Raw genomic sequence first — 13,415 nt, forward strand, 5'->3', positions numbered from 1 at the left:
TTTGCTATGATGTTAAAAGTACCTGTCGGGGAGCTGGTTTTTGCAGCCCGACACAACCAGCCGCTACACGGACAGGCGCTACCTCCTTACGGGATCGGCGGCGGGAAAAGCTGGAGCTCGACCGCCTCCACCCGCAGTATGACGTTTGATATGCAGGATGCGGTCGATTTCAGCGAGAAATTTCATAAAATTCAGTCGCCTGACGGCTGATTAGCGGATTTTAAAAAATTGAACACTTTCCCCCTGCAAATTTCTCAGAATTCACGTAGCGACGCCATCGGGACCGGGCGCGTGACATATGCCTACTTCGATTATGCCGATGCGCTGGCGCTGCGGGAGATGGCCAGCCAGGCTGATTTACCCAAATACCTGCTGGCCCCGGAGGTGTCGGTGTTTCTGCGGTATGTGCCAGACCTGCGCCAGCAGGTCCTTTTCGATACCCTCTGGAACACGGGCGCGCGTATTAATGAGGCGCTGGCGCTGACCGGCGCCAGCTTTCAGCTTGACGGTTCCCGGCCGTTTGTCCGGCTGAAGACGCTTAAACAGCGTCAGCGTGGCCGCGGCAGGCCGGGCAAGGATGAGGAGGTGTTCCGTCTTGTTCCTCTGACCGATCCTCAATATGTCAGGAAGGTGCGTGAATTTCTGACCACCCTGCGTATTGGTAAACAGCAGCTGCTCTGGCCGGTGCAGAGTGATAACACGCCGCGTAACTGGATCAGGAAGGCACTGGACCTCGCAAAACGTGACTCTGTCACTTTTAGTATCCCTGTTACCTGCCACACGTTCCGTCACAGCTTCTGTATGCACCTGATCCAGCATGGGGTTCCGCTGAAAGTTGTACAGGCCTATGCCGGGCATTCCCGGCTGGAAACCACAGAAACCTACACGCGCGTGTTTGCGCTCGATGTCGGCCGTCAGTATGGCGTCCGGTTCAGCCTGCCAGACAGTCATCTAACGCTTCCGGAATAATCCGTATTCATCCCTGTTATTTCCTTATAAATCTAAAATAATCTCTCATATTTCTATATTAGGCCGTTTTGAGGACGGCCTGACCGTCTTTTGTTGATTTTTATTCGGTATTTTTCTGTATTTTTCTATATTGGTGCATCATTTTGTCTTTACACGTCAGCAGGGATGCGTAATAATCCATTTGAAAGCTGTATTTTTCCTGATTTCTACGGTTTTTTTCTAAATAATGTGAGGTTCAAAATGCGTATTTTTGTTGACGACGGTTCCACCAACATCAAACTGGCATGGATGGAAGATGGTGCGGTCAAAACGTTGATCAGTCCGAACAGCTTCAAGCCCGAATGGTCCATGACGTTGCTGACAGATTCATCAGTGCCGGCTTCCGCCAACTATGAAATTGACGGGGAAAAGTACAGCTTTGACCAGCTGAGCCCGGATGCCGTGCGCACCACGGAAACCCGCTATCAGTACAGTGATGTGAATGTCGTCGCTATCCACCATGCCCTGATGCAGTCCGGCATTGAACCGCAGCCGGTTGATGTTGTGGTGACGCTGCCGCTGGGCGAGTACCTGGATGAAAACGATCAGCCTAATATGGCCAACATCGAGCGGAAAAAAGCGAACGTGAAGCGCGCGGTGGCCGTTCAGGGGCGTGAGAGCTTTACCGTGCGTAAAGTCAGCGTACTGCCAGAGTCGGTCCCTGCAGGCTTCAGTGTGCTGAAGGATCTGGACGATCTGGACTCCCTGCTGATTGTGGATATCGGTGGAACCACGCTGGATATCGCGCACGTTCGCAGCAAAATGTCCGGCTTCACCAAGACGCATTGCGATCCTAAAACCGGTGTATCCATCATCACCGAAGCCGTAAAACATGCACTGGATACCAGCGTGAGCACCCGTACCAGTTCGTATTTTGCCGACCGTCTGATCCAGGCGCGAAATGACGAAACGTTTCTTTCCCGTTACCTCCAGAATGCTGACCAGCGGGCCCAGGTGATGAAGGTACTGCATGAGCGGGAAAAAGCACTGACGCACCGTGTCACCGATTCAGTTGGCCGCTTTGCCGGTTTCACGCACGTCATGGTTGTCGGTGGCGGCGCCAGCCTGGTCGCCGGCGCAGTGAAGCAGGCCACGGGGGTGAGTGACGATCGTTTCTTCGTCAGTGATAACCCGCAATTCGATCTGGTTCTGGGTATGGTGGCAATGAAGGGCTGAGTATGACTGATAACCGTAAGTGCTCGTTTTATATCTACCCGGAGCGCAATGCGGCGGACCGGGTAGCTGACGGCTTTCTTGAGAAACTGCCTCAGAAAGAGCGTGGCCGCGCGATGCGCGCCATGATGCTCTGTGGTGCTGCGTTGATGAAGCAGGACGAACGCCTGCCGTTCCTGATCGCTGAATTTCTGACGGAGAGCACCTCGATGCAGGATATTCAGCGGATCATCAGCAGTACGCTGCCGCAGCAGGATACAGGAGAGATGGCGCGTCTGGTTGAGGCGTTTCTGCAGGCCACCGGCGGTGGCAGCAATACGGTGTCGCCGGCAGGCGGCGCTGCGCCGGAAAACAGTCCCGCCGTGACTCCCGAACCGGCAGCACCGGAGGATAGGAATCTGGAAGAAACCCGTAAGAACGTCCAGCATCTGTTCCCGGATGATGATTAAGGGGGCAGCGTGAAAAAATATGTGCTGTTAACCCTGACCCTCATCGCCGGCGCCGTGGCAGCAAACCCGGTAACAGCGGCCGGCAATATTGCCGGCGATGTCCAGGCGCAAGCTGCGACTGAAGTGAAAACCGGGTTTTCACCCGGCGGGACCGCATTAAATCTGGTTCTGGATTCAATCGACCACGCGCAGCATGAGATTCTGGTTGCCGCGTACAGCCTGACCAGTCGTCCTGTTGCCGGCGCGTTGCGTGCCGCAAAAAAACGGGGCGTATCGGTGGTGGTGGTGGCCGATCGCAAAGCGAACGACAACCGGTACACCGAAGTGAACTTTCTGGCCAATAACCGCGTGGCGGTGCGGATCAACGATAACTACGAGGCCATGCATGATAAATTCATGGTCTTTGACCGCCGCGCCGTCTTGACCGGATCGTTTAACTTCAGCGCCAGTGCAGACAGTCGTAATGCGGAAAATGTGGTGCTGATCAGCGGCGCGCCTGCAGTAACTGAAGCCTACGTGAACGAGTTTTCCCGTTTATGGGGCGAAGGAAAGGACGTGGCCCCACGGTACTGACCTACAGCAGCGGCAGAAACTCTGCCGCCTGATTTTTAACTTGATTTATATGGCTCATTCGTCGTATTATCAAGGCTCATTTTTCGGTAGCGCCCCGACTGGCGAAGGAGTAAAACCATGCAATCATTCCCCCTGTTCGTTTCCCGTGTCGTACCTGTGATCACCCTGAGCCATTGCCTGCGGCAGCGGCGCTGGTCCCTGCACAACACGCCATGCCAGATTGACCTGAGATCAGGTTGTCACCTGCGCTCACAGCCTTTCGGCACGCTATCCAGACGGGAAATAAGCGACCGGCCACCGGCTATGCCCCGCGGTTACTGGTTCAGGCAATGCAGCCGGGATGTCATGTTAACGGGGCGCATCGATCAGGCAGATCCTATGAAACAGGTCTATTACAACGAAGGCTGGAGCGGTCCGAACAAGTATACGTTTGAAGTTTATCAGCTGGAGAACGGGCGTTACCGGGCGCTGGCCCGCAAATGGAATGGCAAAATCAACAAGGTGCAGCAGGAAACGCAGTACCTGTCTGATACGCGGGAGGGGCTGAAGCACCAGGACTATCCCCGCACGCGCCAGGTGAAAATTTTTCTGAATTCAGACTTCTGGGAGAAGGGTAATGATTAAGATGGTTAGCGTCGTTCCGCAGCCGGAAACAGTGAAGACGCTCCGTGAAAAAATGGGCATGACTGAAACCGCATTAGGGGCTGTCATGGGGTACGAACTGCGCGCCTGGCAGCGTAAGGAAGCTATCAGCGACGATCTCAGCCAGTACAACAAGACCAGTCTTCGCCCAGGCGAATATAACATGCTGATGCTGATCGCCGGCGTGCATCCTGATTACCGCCTGAACAGGACGTTCAGCCCGGATGATATGGTTAAAGAGCCCGCTACGGCCGAAGACGTTCGCCGCCTGCGTCAGGCGCTGGGGCTAAAACACGCTGAAATTGCAGCGCTGTTTGGCTATAAACCGGCGTCATGGCAGACCAAAGAAAAGGCTGCTCAGCGCGGCGTAAAGCTCAAGACCGGGGAATTCAATTTCCTGTTACTTCTGGCCGGTGAGCATCCGTCACTGCAGCTGGTTGAGAAGGCGAAATAAGGCCCGCGGCGACCAGAGAGGACCCTTTATGATCACCACACGCCGAATGTTAATGCTGTATGCCTGCCTTGTGCCCGTAGCCCTGACAGGGTGTGATCTGGCTGATTATTTCCCGAATGTGCCACAGCCCGTGCCCGTGATTTCGCCCGGCTATCAGGTTGATATCGATGGCCACCCGGTCCGAATATCAGGATTTGATGACTGCCCGCGGGAAAAAGATGAAGCCCGGCACGCAGCTGCACAAGATGAGAAAGGCTGCATTGTGCTGTCTGCAGAGCGTTCCGAGGTGAAGGTCAGACTGTATCAGCCAGCCGGCGCCGTCACCGAAACCTGGCGGATCATCCGGGAAAAAGACGCACGCCAGAACGATATTATTCGCCTGCAGCGCCCGAACGGTGCGCTTGTGATGCAAAATTTACAGGGGAAAGAGTCTCCTTAAATCAGGAAAATAACAAAATTAACTTGATTTATATGGCTCATTAGACGTATAATAATTACATCGAAAGGCAATCCGGTCTTTCGACGGTAGCGCCCCGACCGGCGCAGGAGTCACCTTATGACTGCTCTCAATTCTCAGCAACAGGCTGATGTTGCCCGCTATATCCGGGAACATGGCAATAAAACCGTTATTTCCCCTGAATGGTCACTTATTTATTTCTCGCTGTGTCAGTGTGAATTACATCAATCGCATGAAGCCATTATTTTTCATAATGGCCGACCTGCAGGGCTATTTCTTCTGAATGAAACAGGCGAGCTCACCGAATTATATCTGCTGGGGTCGCTTTCTGACATTCTCACCGCCGCTGCGGTCAACAAATAGCTTTCAGGGAGTAAATACACTATGACCATGCAATCAGAACTTGTTTTTACTGATCCTATGCTCAACGTCGTTATTGCTGAAGTTAAGCGTTTTAATTGCCCACTTCTTTTTGTCAAAGATCATGGCGTGTATGTGATGGCGGCGAAAGGTGAGAAAAACAGTAATGGGATGCACAATGTCTGTTACGCCAATGGTTTCAATCCGGATACAACGGATTTTGACGAGCTCTGGGACCGGATGCGTGATGCCTGTGGCGGAGATGATTTTTGCGAATCCCTGGACCTCGATCCGAGGTCGATTGAACTTCTCAGCCGTACCAAACCCTGCCTGAAAATAATGCTTTCAGAGACGGAACTGGAAGTTATTGCAGGGGGACAGAAATAAACCATAAAAGCCCGTTAAATCGGGCTTTTTTATATATCACTGTATTTACATCTAGGACAAAATGTCCTATTATATATTTGTGGCCGGGCATGGTGCTCAGGTCCCCTAACGAGGGAAATATATGAAATTTTCAGCAGAAGAACTCAACATTATCCGCCAGGCGGACGCCATTATTGCCGGTAAAATTACCACAACGGATTTTATCACCGGCGCCGACGCCGCGCGTTCCTTACTGCGGTTTCGTCTTGCTGCAGAACCACGCGAATCATTCTGCGCGTTCTTTCTTAACTGCCACAACGGCATGATTGCGTTTGAAGAACTGTTTAAGGGAACTATCAGCAGCGTCACCGTTCATCCGCGTATCGTCCTGCAACGCGCCCTGCATCATAATGCCGCCGCCGTGGTACTGGCGCATAACCATCCTTCCGCTAACACTGCACCCAGCCAGGCTGACAAGCTGATCACCGAGCGTCTGGCGCAGGTGCTGGGGATGGTTGATGTCAAAGTCCTCGATCACCTGATTGTGGGCGGCAGCGATATTTACTCTTTTGCTGAACATGGTCTGATTTGATAACCGCGGCCGCACAGTGGTGCGGCCGGCTCTGGAGGCTTGCTATGGGCAATAAATATACCGTGCCGCTTAACGTGGGCGCGATCCGCGAAAGCTGTTTCCGTCCCGCTGATAAATGGACCCCGCCGACGGGGGATGAACTCCGCTATCTGCTGGAAAATGTGCTCAACCTGAGTCAGGAGGGGCTGGCGCGACATGTTGGCGTGAACGGCAGAACGGTGCGCCGCTGGGTGAACGGAGAAAGTGACATCGCGTATTCCGTCTGGTGCGTCCTTTGCATCGATGCCGGCTTACCGCCGATCTGGAAATAGCAGCGCAAAACACCGACGCGCAAACGTGCTTCCTGAACGTATCGGATATCTGGCCGGGGCTGAAGGCTGACGCGGTGGTTGCCGCCTGCAGGGCAATACGGGCATCGAACCCGTATTGCCCTGAAACGCGCTGAGCCGCTCTCTGGGCGCGCATTTAAAAAAACTGTACCCATCATCGTTTTTATGACTTTGACGAGTCCTGCCCCCTATTCTGGCTCTTTCTGATGTGATCCCGCCCTGGTGTCTGCCAGTTACTTAATTTTGACGCCCGCACAGCGTGTCTTCCCTGTTCATTTCTGCTCAGTTGCCGGCGTTTTCTGGCAGGCCTGCCGTACTAAAACACCTCTGGGCCCCTTCGGCTCCTGCCCGTCGGGCAGTCGTCAGCCACACTCCGCTAGCCAGGCAAAGCCTGGCAGCTCCGCCGAACCCCCTGCGGGGTTTCGGGCTATCGCTAGTGTCTGATGCCTGAACCCCTGCACCATGCCGGCAAAGCACCTTCATCGGGCTGATGGGGATCTGAAAAGCAAAATTTACAGGGAAAGGAGTCCAGGAAAAAACAAAGAAAATTAATCAGATAACGCTTGATTGTTATGGCTCATTAGACGTATAATAATCACATCGAAAGGCAATGAGGCTTTTCGCGGTAGCGCCCCGACTGGCGCAGGAGTAACAAATTATGAGTAAAGCACTGACCCCCTCCCAGCTTAAAGCTGAACTGGAAACGCAGAAAGATGCGCTGCTGAAGGCGTGCCTGTATGCCCTCAACGAAATCCCTAACCGTCGTTTAAGTGGCCCGTATGCGTCCACGTATGCGCTGGCCGAGCAGGTCAGTAAACTGCTTCAGCGCTGCAAATAATCATTGATGGGCTGGCATTGCCAGCCCTGTTCACCCCTTACGGTAGCGCCCCGCATGGCGCAGGAGTCTGAAATGTCATCTGAAAAAACTCTCCCGTCGGTCGATCTGATGTCCTGCCAGCATGGCGGTGAAGTGATCCCGTCTATTGCTATTGAGCGCATTATCTCGTTGCGGAATGAAGGTATTCGCGTCTATCTCGACGGCATAGACAAGCTGCGAAAAGCGCGCGATCTGATGCAGCAGGCCGGAGGCTGTCAGTACCTGTATGACTACGACAAAGCCGTAGAGAGCGCGATCAAATGGAGCGACACCAGACCAGGCCGAAACGGCTATTTCCCGCGTTATCGACGGAAAAATCTGGGATCGGCTGATGTCGGAAACCGGCATGTATACGCTGATGAGCAACAAACAACGTCAGGAATGGGATCGGCAGGTGGCAGGCGAAGAAATGCCGCCGATAACGCTGGAGAACGTTATGAGTACGTTCCGGCACCTGAACGCAAGCAAGGCCGATACTTTCACGCAAGGGCTGATTGATGGCACTGTTGCAAATAGTCGGTGGTGATAAACTTATCATCCCCTTTTGCTGATGGAGCTGCACATGAACCCATTCAAAGGCCGGCATTTTCAGCGTGACATCATTCTGTGGGCCGTACGCTGGTACTGCAAATACGGCATCAGTTACCGTGAGCTGCAGGAGATGCTGGCTGAACGCGGAGTGAATGTCGATCACTCCACGATTTACCGCTGGGTTCAGCGTTATGCGCCTGAAATGGAAAAACGGCTGCGCTGGTACTGGCGTAACCCTTCCGATCTTTGCCCGTGGCACATGGATGAAACCTACGTGAAGGTCAATGGCCGCTGGGCGTATCTGTACCGGGCCGTCGACAGCCGGGGCCGCACTGTCGATTTTTATCTCTCCTCCCGTCGTAACAGCAAAGCTGCATACCGGTTTCTGGGTAAAATCCTCAACAACGTGAAGAAGTGGCAGATCCCGCGATTCATCAACACGGATAAAGCGCCCGCCTATGGTCGCGCGCTTGCTCTGCTCAAACGCGAAGGCCGGTGCCCGTCTGACGTTGAACACCGACAGATTAAGTACCGGAACAACGTGATTGAATGCGATCATGGCAAACTGAAACGGATAATCGGCGCCACGCTGGGATTTAAATCCATGAAGACGGCTTACGCCACCATCAAAGGTATTGAGGTGATGCGTGCACTACGCAAAGGCCAGGCCTCAGCATTTTATTATGGTGATCCCCTGGGCGAAATGCGCCTGGTAAGCAGAGTTTTTGAAATGTAAGGCCTTTGAATAAGACAAAAGGCTGCCTCATCGCTAACTTTGCAACAGTGCCTTAATTATCATACAGAGGTCGCAGCCAAAACATCGAAGAGAATAGTCAACACCGGAGCATAAATTGGAAGTGGAGCGACAGAGCGCTCCACATTTTTTAGAATTAATAACCGTCGGTGACGATTTTCGCGGCAGCCGCGAGTACGTCACGACGACTTTCTGCCTTCTGCTCTGGCTGGGTGAAGTAAGTGACCAGAATAAGCGGCGCACGCCCTTCCGGCCAGATAACGGCGATGTCATTCGTCGTACCATAATCACCGCTGCCGGTTTTATCCCCGACAACCCACGATGTGGGTAGCCCAGCCTGAATGCTGGCAGCGCCGGTGGTATTGCCTTTCAGCCACGTTACCAGTTGCGCACGCTGAGTTTCACCTAAGGCACTGCCCAACGTCAGATTGCGAAGCGTCTGCGCCATCGCTAATGGCGTGGTGGTATCGCGCGGGTCGCCGGGGATCGCGGTGTTGAGCGTCGGCTCAGTACGATCGAGCCGGAAGGTGTTATCCCCAATCGCACGGGCAAACGCCGTCACTTTATCCGGCCCCCCAAGATGGGCAATCAGCTTGTTCATGGCCGTATTGTCGCTGTACTGCAACGCCGCGGCGCTCAATTCCGCCAGCGTCATCGTGCCGTTGACGTGTTTTTCAGTAATGGGATTGTAGTTAATCAGGTCTGAAGATTTAATCTCAACCTTCTGACTCAACACCTTCTTTTGCGTTTCACTTTGCTTGAGCACAGCCGCTGCCGCCATCACCTTACTGGTGCTGCACATGGCAAAGCGCTCATCGGCGCGGTAGAGCGTCTGTGCGTTATCGGCGGTGTCAATCAGCGCCACTCCCAACCGCCCCCCGCTGCTTTTCTCCAGCGCCGCCAGCTTTTGCTGAACGTCGTTCGCCTGCGCATACAGCGGCGCACTCCCCAGCAACAGCGAAATACAGGCCGTTGTCATTAGCATCATCCGCTTAACGCGATGTCTCATCATCTCAAACTCCTGAAAATTGAATCCGTGTGGCTGAAGTATTCACAGTCAGCACAAAAAGTAAAAAACAAAAATGCGCTTGCCCTCTCAATCCCCTGCAACCACTGCCGGGCACTGATGAATCCCCTAATGATTTTGGTAAAAATCATTAAGTTAAGGTGGATACACATCTTGTCATATGATCAAATGGTTTCGCGAAAAATCAATAATCAGACAACAAGATGTGCGAACTCGATATTTTACACGACTCTCTTTACCAATTCTGCCCCGAATTACACTTAAAACGACTCAACAGCTTAACGTTGGCTTGCCACGCATTACTTGACTGTAAAACTCTCACTCTTACCGAACTTGGCCGTAACCTGCCAACCAAAGCGAGAACAAAACATAACATCAAACGAATCGACCGATTGTTAGGTAATCGTCACCTCCACAAAGAGCGACTCGCTGTATACCGTTGGCATGCTAGCTTTATCTGTTCGGGCAATACGATGCCCATTGTACTTGTTGACTGGTCTGATATTCGTGAGCAAAAACGACTTATGGTATTGCGAGCTTCAGTCGCACTACACGGTCGTTCTGTTACTCTTTATGAGAAAGCGTTCCCGCTTTCAGAGCAATGTTCAAAGAAAGCTCATGACCAATTTCTAGCCGACCTTGCGAGCATTCTACCGAGTAACACCACACCGCTCATTGTCAGTGATGCTGGCTTTAAAGTGCCATGGTATAAATCCGTTGAGAAGCTGGGTTGGTACTGGTTAAGTCGAGTAAGAGGAAAAGTACAATATGCAGACCTAGGAGCGGAAAACTGGAAACCTATCAGCAACTTACATGATATGTCATCTAGTCACTCAAAGACTTTAGGCTATAAGAGGCTGACTAAAAGCAATCCAATCTCATGCCAAATTCTATTGTATAAATCTCGCTCTAAAGGCCGAAAAAATCAGCGCTCGACACGGACTCATTGTCACCACCCGTCACCTAAAATCTACTCAGCGTCGGCAAAGGAGCCATGGGTTCTAGCAACTAACTTACCTGTTGAAATTCGAACACCCAAACAACTTGTTAATATCTATTCGAAGCGAATGCAGATTGAAGAAACCTTCCGAGACTTGAAAAGTCCTGCCTACGGACTAGGCCTACGCCATAGGGCACTGTTGCAAATAGTCGGTGGTGATAAACTTATCATCCCCTTTTGCTGATGGAGCTGCACATGAACCCATTCAAAGGCCGGCATTTTCAGCGTGACATCATTCTGTGGGCCGTACGCTGGTACTGCAAATACGGCATCAGTTACCGTGAGCTGCAGGAGATGCTGGCTGAACGCGGAGTGAATGTCGATCACTCCACGATTTACCGCTGGGTTCAGCGTTATGCGCCTGAAATGGAAAAACGGCTGCGCTGGTACTGGCGTAACCCTTCCGATCTTTGCCCGTGGCACATGGATGAAACCTACGTGAAGGTCAATGGCCGCTGGGCGTATCTGTACCGGGCCGTCGACAGCCGGGGCCGCACTGTCGATTTTTATCTCTCCTCCCGTCGTAACAGCAAAGCTGCATACCGGTTTCTGGGTAAAATCCTCAACAACGTGAAGAAGTGGCAGATCCCGCGATTCATCAACACGGATAAAGCGCCCGCCTATGGTCGCGCGCTTGCTCTGCTCAAACGCGAAGGCCGGTGCCCGTCTGACGTTGAACACCGACAGATTAAGTACCGGAACAACGTGATTGAATGCGATCATGGCAAACTGAAACGGATAATCGGCGCCACGCTGGGATTTAAATCCATGAAGACGGCTTACGCCACCATCAAAGGTATTGAGGTGATGCGTGCACTACGCAAAGGCCAGGCCTCAGCATTTTATTATGGTGATCCCCTGGGCGAAATGCGCCTGGTAAGCAGAGTTTTTGAAATGTAAGGCCTTTGAATAAGACAAAAGGCTGCCTCATCGCTAACTTTGCAACAGTGCCTGATTGATATCTTTAAATCCCTGTCGTGGGATTATAAAACCAATAATCCCTGCATGTTTGGCAAGCGTATCATCATCGCGCCGTTGCTCGATGTCTGGCGCAGTGGCTGGGTGCGCTTCAGCTCAGACGGGCACACCAAAATTGACGATCTGGCGCGGCCGTTCTACGTGCTGGACGGGCGTAACGTGCCTGATTACCGCGTTTCTGACGGTGCCAAACTGGATGCCTTTTTCAGTGAAAACCAGTTCAACGGTAAGGTGTTCGAGTGTGATTACTTCAGCGTGCGATATTACAAAAAGGGCAGCGCCCACATTACGTTTAAACGCCCGGAGCTGGTTGAGAAGATCAATAATCTGGTTGCCAGTCACTATCCCGGAATGTTACCCCCTCGCGTGTAATGCAGATGGCAGGCCGCATTTGCGGCCTGAAATATAAACAGGGAAAGGAAGTATTCCCCGGCCTGAGAAAATCATGCCGGGCATGTATTTATTGCTTGATTTATATGGCTCATTAGACGTATAATAATCACATCGAAAGGCAATGAGGCTTTTCGCGGTAGCGCCCCGACTGGCGCAGGAGTAATAAACATGGCTATTCAATCCCTTCAGTTCCGTAACGGCTCCGTTTCTCTTGGTGATGTTTTTGTTTCCAGCTGGGGTTATGAGCAGACAAATACCTATTTTTATCAGGTGATCGCCCTGCGCGGTAAGAAAACCGCCGTACTGCGCCGCATCGCTGCGCAGCAGGTGAAAGCAGACAGTGCAATGTCTGGCGAATTAAAGCCGGTATTGAATGACTTTAAAGGCGAACCCGTGACTCGTCGTATCTGTGAAAACCATGAGCATCCGTCTGTCAGCATTGACGAGTACGAACAGGCTTATAAGACCGATCCTAACGAAAGCCATTTTTACAGCACCTGGGGCTGACCGCCTGCTACGCCCCGCAAGGGGCGTATAGTCGAAGACTTATTCAACCAAAACGTGAATACTATGCGAAATAACAAGGCGCTCAGGACGCAGATACATGGCGGAAACAGTTTATCAGGCGCGGAGGCGTTTTTACCTTCTCCGTTTTCGGCGCAGTCGTAACCCGGACACACTGGAAAAAATGTACGAATCCATGCGGGATCGTGGACAGGTGCCGCCGGAGGACACCGAGGCTTTTGAGGCTGCCGCCGACCATCGCCGCGCAGAGCTGGCATCGGGACGCATCTGGGATAAGATCCCGCCGCATGTCTGGCAGTATGTAAAATAATCACAGCGCCCCTACAAGGGGCGTTTTATTGCTTGCATATATGGCTCATTAGACGTATAATGTTTTTACTGATTCAAATCAGTACCTTCCTAAACAGCCTTACAGGTGCATTATGACCTCTTCTGAAATCCTCCATAACCTCCCTCAGATTATCACGGCCGTGGCCGCCCTCATTACAGCCATTACCGGGCTGATTAAAGTCATGAAGGATAAGGGTAAGGACTGAACCGCCGCAGGGGGCGACAGCCCCCTGCATCCCTAACCGGCAGCGCCCCGACTGGCGCAGGAGTAAAAAAAGTGACAACGCTGCATATTCGAGAAATTCCCACTGATGGAGCGCCGCCTATCTGTGCAGGCCGCTCAATCTCAGATGATGACCTTTGCGCCTCATGCCAGCATCTCGACTATCGCCCTGGGCACCTCAGCGCCTGCCTGCTGTCAGGTTGCGGGCGTGACGACTGGCCTTCAGAACTGGATGCAAACGGCTACAGCGTTGCCTGTAGCAGCTATGAGCGTGAAAAATCGCTTGATTAATATGGCTCATTAGACGTATAATAATCACATCGAAAGGCATCCGGTCTTTCGCGGCAGCGCCCCGACTGGCGCAGGAGTTTTAC

The 13,415-nt window shown here is 52.4% G+C and carries 22 protein-coding genes and 1 pseudogene; 21 read left to right on the forward strand and 2 right to left on the reverse strand.

The genetic code is table 11. The features are described 5' to 3' along the window. The first annotated feature begins 6 nt into the window (after positions 1-6). The 13 genes from ACSVHP_RS20695 to ACSVHP_RS20755 all read left to right on the forward strand — a co-directional run bounded on the left by ACSVHP_RS20695 (position 7) and on the right by ACSVHP_RS20755 (position 7,241). Positions 7-210 (forward strand): hypothetical protein, encoded by a 204-nt coding sequence (locus ACSVHP_RS20695; RefSeq protein WP_020316874.1) that lies wholly within the window; start codon positions 7-9, stop codon positions 208-210. A gap of 81 nt (positions 211-291) precedes the next feature. Beyond that, positions 292-969 carry a tyrosine-type recombinase/integrase gene (locus ACSVHP_RS20700; RefSeq protein ID WP_015586039.1) on the forward strand — a complete coding sequence of 226 codons (678 nt, stop codon included), beginning with the start codon at positions 292-294 and terminating at the stop codon, positions 967-969. Positions 970-1,209: 240 nt separating this feature from the next. Beyond that, the gene (locus ACSVHP_RS20705) at positions 1,210-2,184 is read left to right on the forward strand and encodes a plasmid segregation protein ParM (RefSeq protein ID WP_011091047.1); all 975 of its coding nucleotides are present in this window, start codon (positions 1,210-1,212) and stop codon (positions 2,182-2,184) included. A 2-nt stretch (positions 2,185-2,186) separates the two neighbouring features. Then, positions 2,187-2,630 carry a plasmid partitioning/stability family protein gene (locus ACSVHP_RS20710; protein WP_004206904.1) on the forward strand — a complete coding sequence of 148 codons (444 nt, stop codon included), beginning with the start codon at positions 2,187-2,189 and terminating at the stop codon, positions 2,628-2,630. Between the two features lie 9 nt (positions 2,631-2,639). Next, entirely contained in the window at positions 2,640-3,203 is a 564-nt protein-coding gene (locus tag ACSVHP_RS20715) for a phospholipase D family nuclease (protein ID WP_004187378.1), read from the forward strand. Between the two features lie 117 nt (positions 3,204-3,320). Next, positions 3,321-3,827 (forward strand): hypothetical protein, encoded by a 507-nt coding sequence (locus tag ACSVHP_RS20720; protein WP_015062854.1) that lies wholly within the window; start codon positions 3,321-3,323, stop codon positions 3,825-3,827. After that, entirely contained in the window at positions 3,820-4,299 is a 480-nt protein-coding gene (locus ACSVHP_RS20725; protein WP_004206906.1) for a hypothetical protein, read from the forward strand. Before ACSVHP_RS20720 ends, ACSVHP_RS20725 begins: the two co-directional genes overlap by 8 nt. Positions 4,300-4,327: 28 nt before the next feature. Next, positions 4,328-4,738: a hypothetical protein gene (locus ACSVHP_RS20730; RefSeq protein ID WP_004206907.1), complete on the forward strand. Its 411-nt coding sequence runs from the start codon at positions 4,328-4,330 to the stop codon at positions 4,736-4,738. 117 nt (positions 4,739-4,855) lie between these two features. Continuing rightward, positions 4,856-5,119 (forward strand): hypothetical protein, encoded by a 264-nt coding sequence (locus ACSVHP_RS20735; protein WP_004206908.1) that lies wholly within the window; start codon positions 4,856-4,858, stop codon positions 5,117-5,119. Positions 5,120-5,140: 21 nt separating this feature from the next. Beyond that, positions 5,141-5,503, forward strand: coding sequence for a DUF3085 domain-containing protein (locus ACSVHP_RS20740; RefSeq protein WP_004206909.1), 363 nt, complete (start codon positions 5,141-5,143; stop codon positions 5,501-5,503). Between the two features lie 121 nt (positions 5,504-5,624). Then, entirely contained in the window at positions 5,625-6,074 is a 450-nt protein-coding gene (locus tag ACSVHP_RS20745) for a JAB domain-containing protein (protein WP_025368650.1), read from the forward strand. A gap of 44 nt (positions 6,075-6,118) precedes the next feature. Further along, positions 6,119-6,385: a helix-turn-helix domain-containing protein gene (locus tag ACSVHP_RS20750; RefSeq protein WP_004187367.1), complete on the forward strand. Its 267-nt coding sequence runs from the start codon at positions 6,119-6,121 to the stop codon at positions 6,383-6,385. Between the two features lie 676 nt (positions 6,386-7,061). Beyond that, entirely contained in the window at positions 7,062-7,241 is a 180-nt protein-coding gene (locus ACSVHP_RS20755) for a hypothetical protein (protein WP_004187364.1), read from the forward strand. Positions 7,242-7,316: 75 nt separating this feature from the next. On the opposite strand, the gene ACSVHP_RS20760 is transcribed toward ACSVHP_RS20755, so the two are convergent. Next, a complete protein-coding gene (locus ACSVHP_RS20760; protein WP_230811954.1) occupies positions 7,317-7,628 on the reverse strand; it encodes a hypothetical protein in 312 nt (103 codons plus the stop codon). Positions 7,629-7,638: 10 nt separating this feature from the next. Between ACSVHP_RS20760 and ACSVHP_RS20765 the strand changes: the two genes are divergently transcribed. Both ACSVHP_RS20765 and ACSVHP_RS20770 read left to right on the forward strand, forming a co-directional pair. After that, a complete protein-coding gene (locus ACSVHP_RS20765; protein WP_230811955.1) occupies positions 7,639-7,806 on the forward strand; it encodes a DUF4942 domain-containing protein in 168 nt (55 codons plus the stop codon). Positions 7,807-7,842: 36 nt separating this feature from the next. Further along, positions 7,843-8,547 carry an IS6-like element IS26 family transposase gene (locus tag ACSVHP_RS20770; protein ID WP_001067855.1) on the forward strand — a complete coding sequence of 235 codons (705 nt, stop codon included), beginning with the start codon at positions 7,843-7,845 and terminating at the stop codon, positions 8,545-8,547. Positions 8,548-8,701: 154 nt separating this feature from the next. Here the strand turns inward: ACSVHP_RS20770 and ACSVHP_RS20775 are convergent, their stop codons facing one another. Beyond that, complete coding sequence (locus tag ACSVHP_RS20775; protein WP_032489598.1) at positions 8,702-9,577, reverse strand: extended-spectrum class A beta-lactamase CTX-M-8; 876 nt, start codon at positions 9,575-9,577, stop codon at positions 8,702-8,704. A 218-nt stretch (positions 9,578-9,795) separates the two neighbouring features. Here ACSVHP_RS20775 and ACSVHP_RS20780 point away from each other — a divergent pair. The 6 genes and pseudogenes from ACSVHP_RS20780 to ACSVHP_RS20805 form a co-directional block, all read left to right on the forward strand. Further along, positions 9,796-10,722 (forward strand): annotated as a pseudogene (locus ACSVHP_RS20780) (IS4-like element ISVsa5 family transposase); the annotation flags it as partial. Between the two features lie 65 nt (positions 10,723-10,787). Then, positions 10,788-11,492 carry an IS6-like element IS26 family transposase gene (locus ACSVHP_RS20785; RefSeq protein WP_001067855.1) on the forward strand — a complete coding sequence of 235 codons (705 nt, stop codon included), beginning with the start codon at positions 10,788-10,790 and terminating at the stop codon, positions 11,490-11,492. Positions 11,493-11,531: 39 nt separating this feature from the next. After that, complete coding sequence (locus tag ACSVHP_RS20790; protein WP_227522519.1) at positions 11,532-11,942, forward strand: DUF4942 domain-containing protein; 411 nt, start codon at positions 11,532-11,534, stop codon at positions 11,940-11,942. 189 nt (positions 11,943-12,131) lie between these two features. After that, the gene (locus ACSVHP_RS20795) at positions 12,132-12,470 is read left to right on the forward strand and encodes a hypothetical protein (protein WP_004206912.1); all 339 of its coding nucleotides are present in this window, start codon (positions 12,132-12,134) and stop codon (positions 12,468-12,470) included. Between the two features lie 97 nt (positions 12,471-12,567). Further along, on the forward strand, positions 12,568-12,798 hold the full coding sequence (locus ACSVHP_RS20800) for an Hha/YmoA family nucleoid-associated regulatory protein (RefSeq protein ID WP_004187345.1): 231 nt from the start codon (positions 12,568-12,570) through the stop codon (positions 12,796-12,798). Positions 12,799-13,095: 297 nt separating this feature from the next. Continuing rightward, a complete protein-coding gene (locus ACSVHP_RS20805; RefSeq protein ID WP_011154457.1) occupies positions 13,096-13,332 on the forward strand; it encodes a hypothetical protein in 237 nt (78 codons plus the stop codon). The last annotated feature ends 83 nt before the right edge of the window (positions 13,333-13,415 follow it).

The sequence above is a fragment of the Enterobacter sp. 186315 genome (assembly GCF_053290175.1).

Coding starts and splice junctions, on each gene's coding strand:
- ACSVHP_RS20695 (WP_020316874.1), top strand. CDS start 7: ATGATGTTAAAAGTACCTGTCGGGGAGCTGGTTTTTGCAGCCCGACAC.
- ACSVHP_RS20705 (WP_011091047.1), top strand. CDS start 1,210: ATGCGTATTTTTGTTGACGACGGTTCCACCAACATCAAACTGGCATGG.
- ACSVHP_RS20710 (WP_004206904.1), top strand. CDS start 2,187: ATGACTGATAACCGTAAGTGCTCGTTTTATATCTACCCGGAGCGCAAT.
- ACSVHP_RS20720 (WP_015062854.1), top strand. CDS start 3,321: ATGCAATCATTCCCCCTGTTCGTTTCCCGTGTCGTACCTGTGATCACC.
- ACSVHP_RS20725 (WP_004206906.1), top strand. CDS start 3,820: ATGATTAAGATGGTTAGCGTCGTTCCGCAGCCGGAAACAGTGAAGACG.
- ACSVHP_RS20730 (WP_004206907.1), top strand. CDS start 4,328: ATGATCACCACACGCCGAATGTTAATGCTGTATGCCTGCCTTGTGCCC.
- ACSVHP_RS20735 (WP_004206908.1), top strand. CDS start 4,856: ATGACTGCTCTCAATTCTCAGCAACAGGCTGATGTTGCCCGCTATATC.
- ACSVHP_RS20740 (WP_004206909.1), top strand. CDS start 5,141: ATGACCATGCAATCAGAACTTGTTTTTACTGATCCTATGCTCAACGTC.
- ACSVHP_RS20745 (WP_025368650.1), top strand. CDS start 5,625: ATGAAATTTTCAGCAGAAGAACTCAACATTATCCGCCAGGCGGACGCC.
- ACSVHP_RS20750 (WP_004187367.1), top strand. CDS start 6,119: ATGGGCAATAAATATACCGTGCCGCTTAACGTGGGCGCGATCCGCGAA.
- ACSVHP_RS20755 (WP_004187364.1), top strand. CDS start 7,062: ATGAGTAAAGCACTGACCCCCTCCCAGCTTAAAGCTGAACTGGAAACG.
- ACSVHP_RS20760 (WP_230811954.1), bottom strand. CDS start 7,628: ATGCCGGTTTCCGACATCAGCCGATCCCAGATTTTTCCGTCGATAACG.
- ACSVHP_RS20765 (WP_230811955.1), top strand. CDS start 7,639: ATGAGCAACAAACAACGTCAGGAATGGGATCGGCAGGTGGCAGGCGAA.
- ACSVHP_RS20770 (WP_001067855.1), top strand. CDS start 7,843: ATGAACCCATTCAAAGGCCGGCATTTTCAGCGTGACATCATTCTGTGG.
- ACSVHP_RS20775 (WP_032489598.1), bottom strand. CDS start 9,577: ATGATGAGACATCGCGTTAAGCGGATGATGCTAATGACAACGGCCTGT.
- ACSVHP_RS20785 (WP_001067855.1), top strand. CDS start 10,788: ATGAACCCATTCAAAGGCCGGCATTTTCAGCGTGACATCATTCTGTGG.
- ACSVHP_RS20795 (WP_004206912.1), top strand. CDS start 12,132: ATGGCTATTCAATCCCTTCAGTTCCGTAACGGCTCCGTTTCTCTTGGT.
- ACSVHP_RS20800 (WP_004187345.1), top strand. CDS start 12,568: ATGGCGGAAACAGTTTATCAGGCGCGGAGGCGTTTTTACCTTCTCCGT.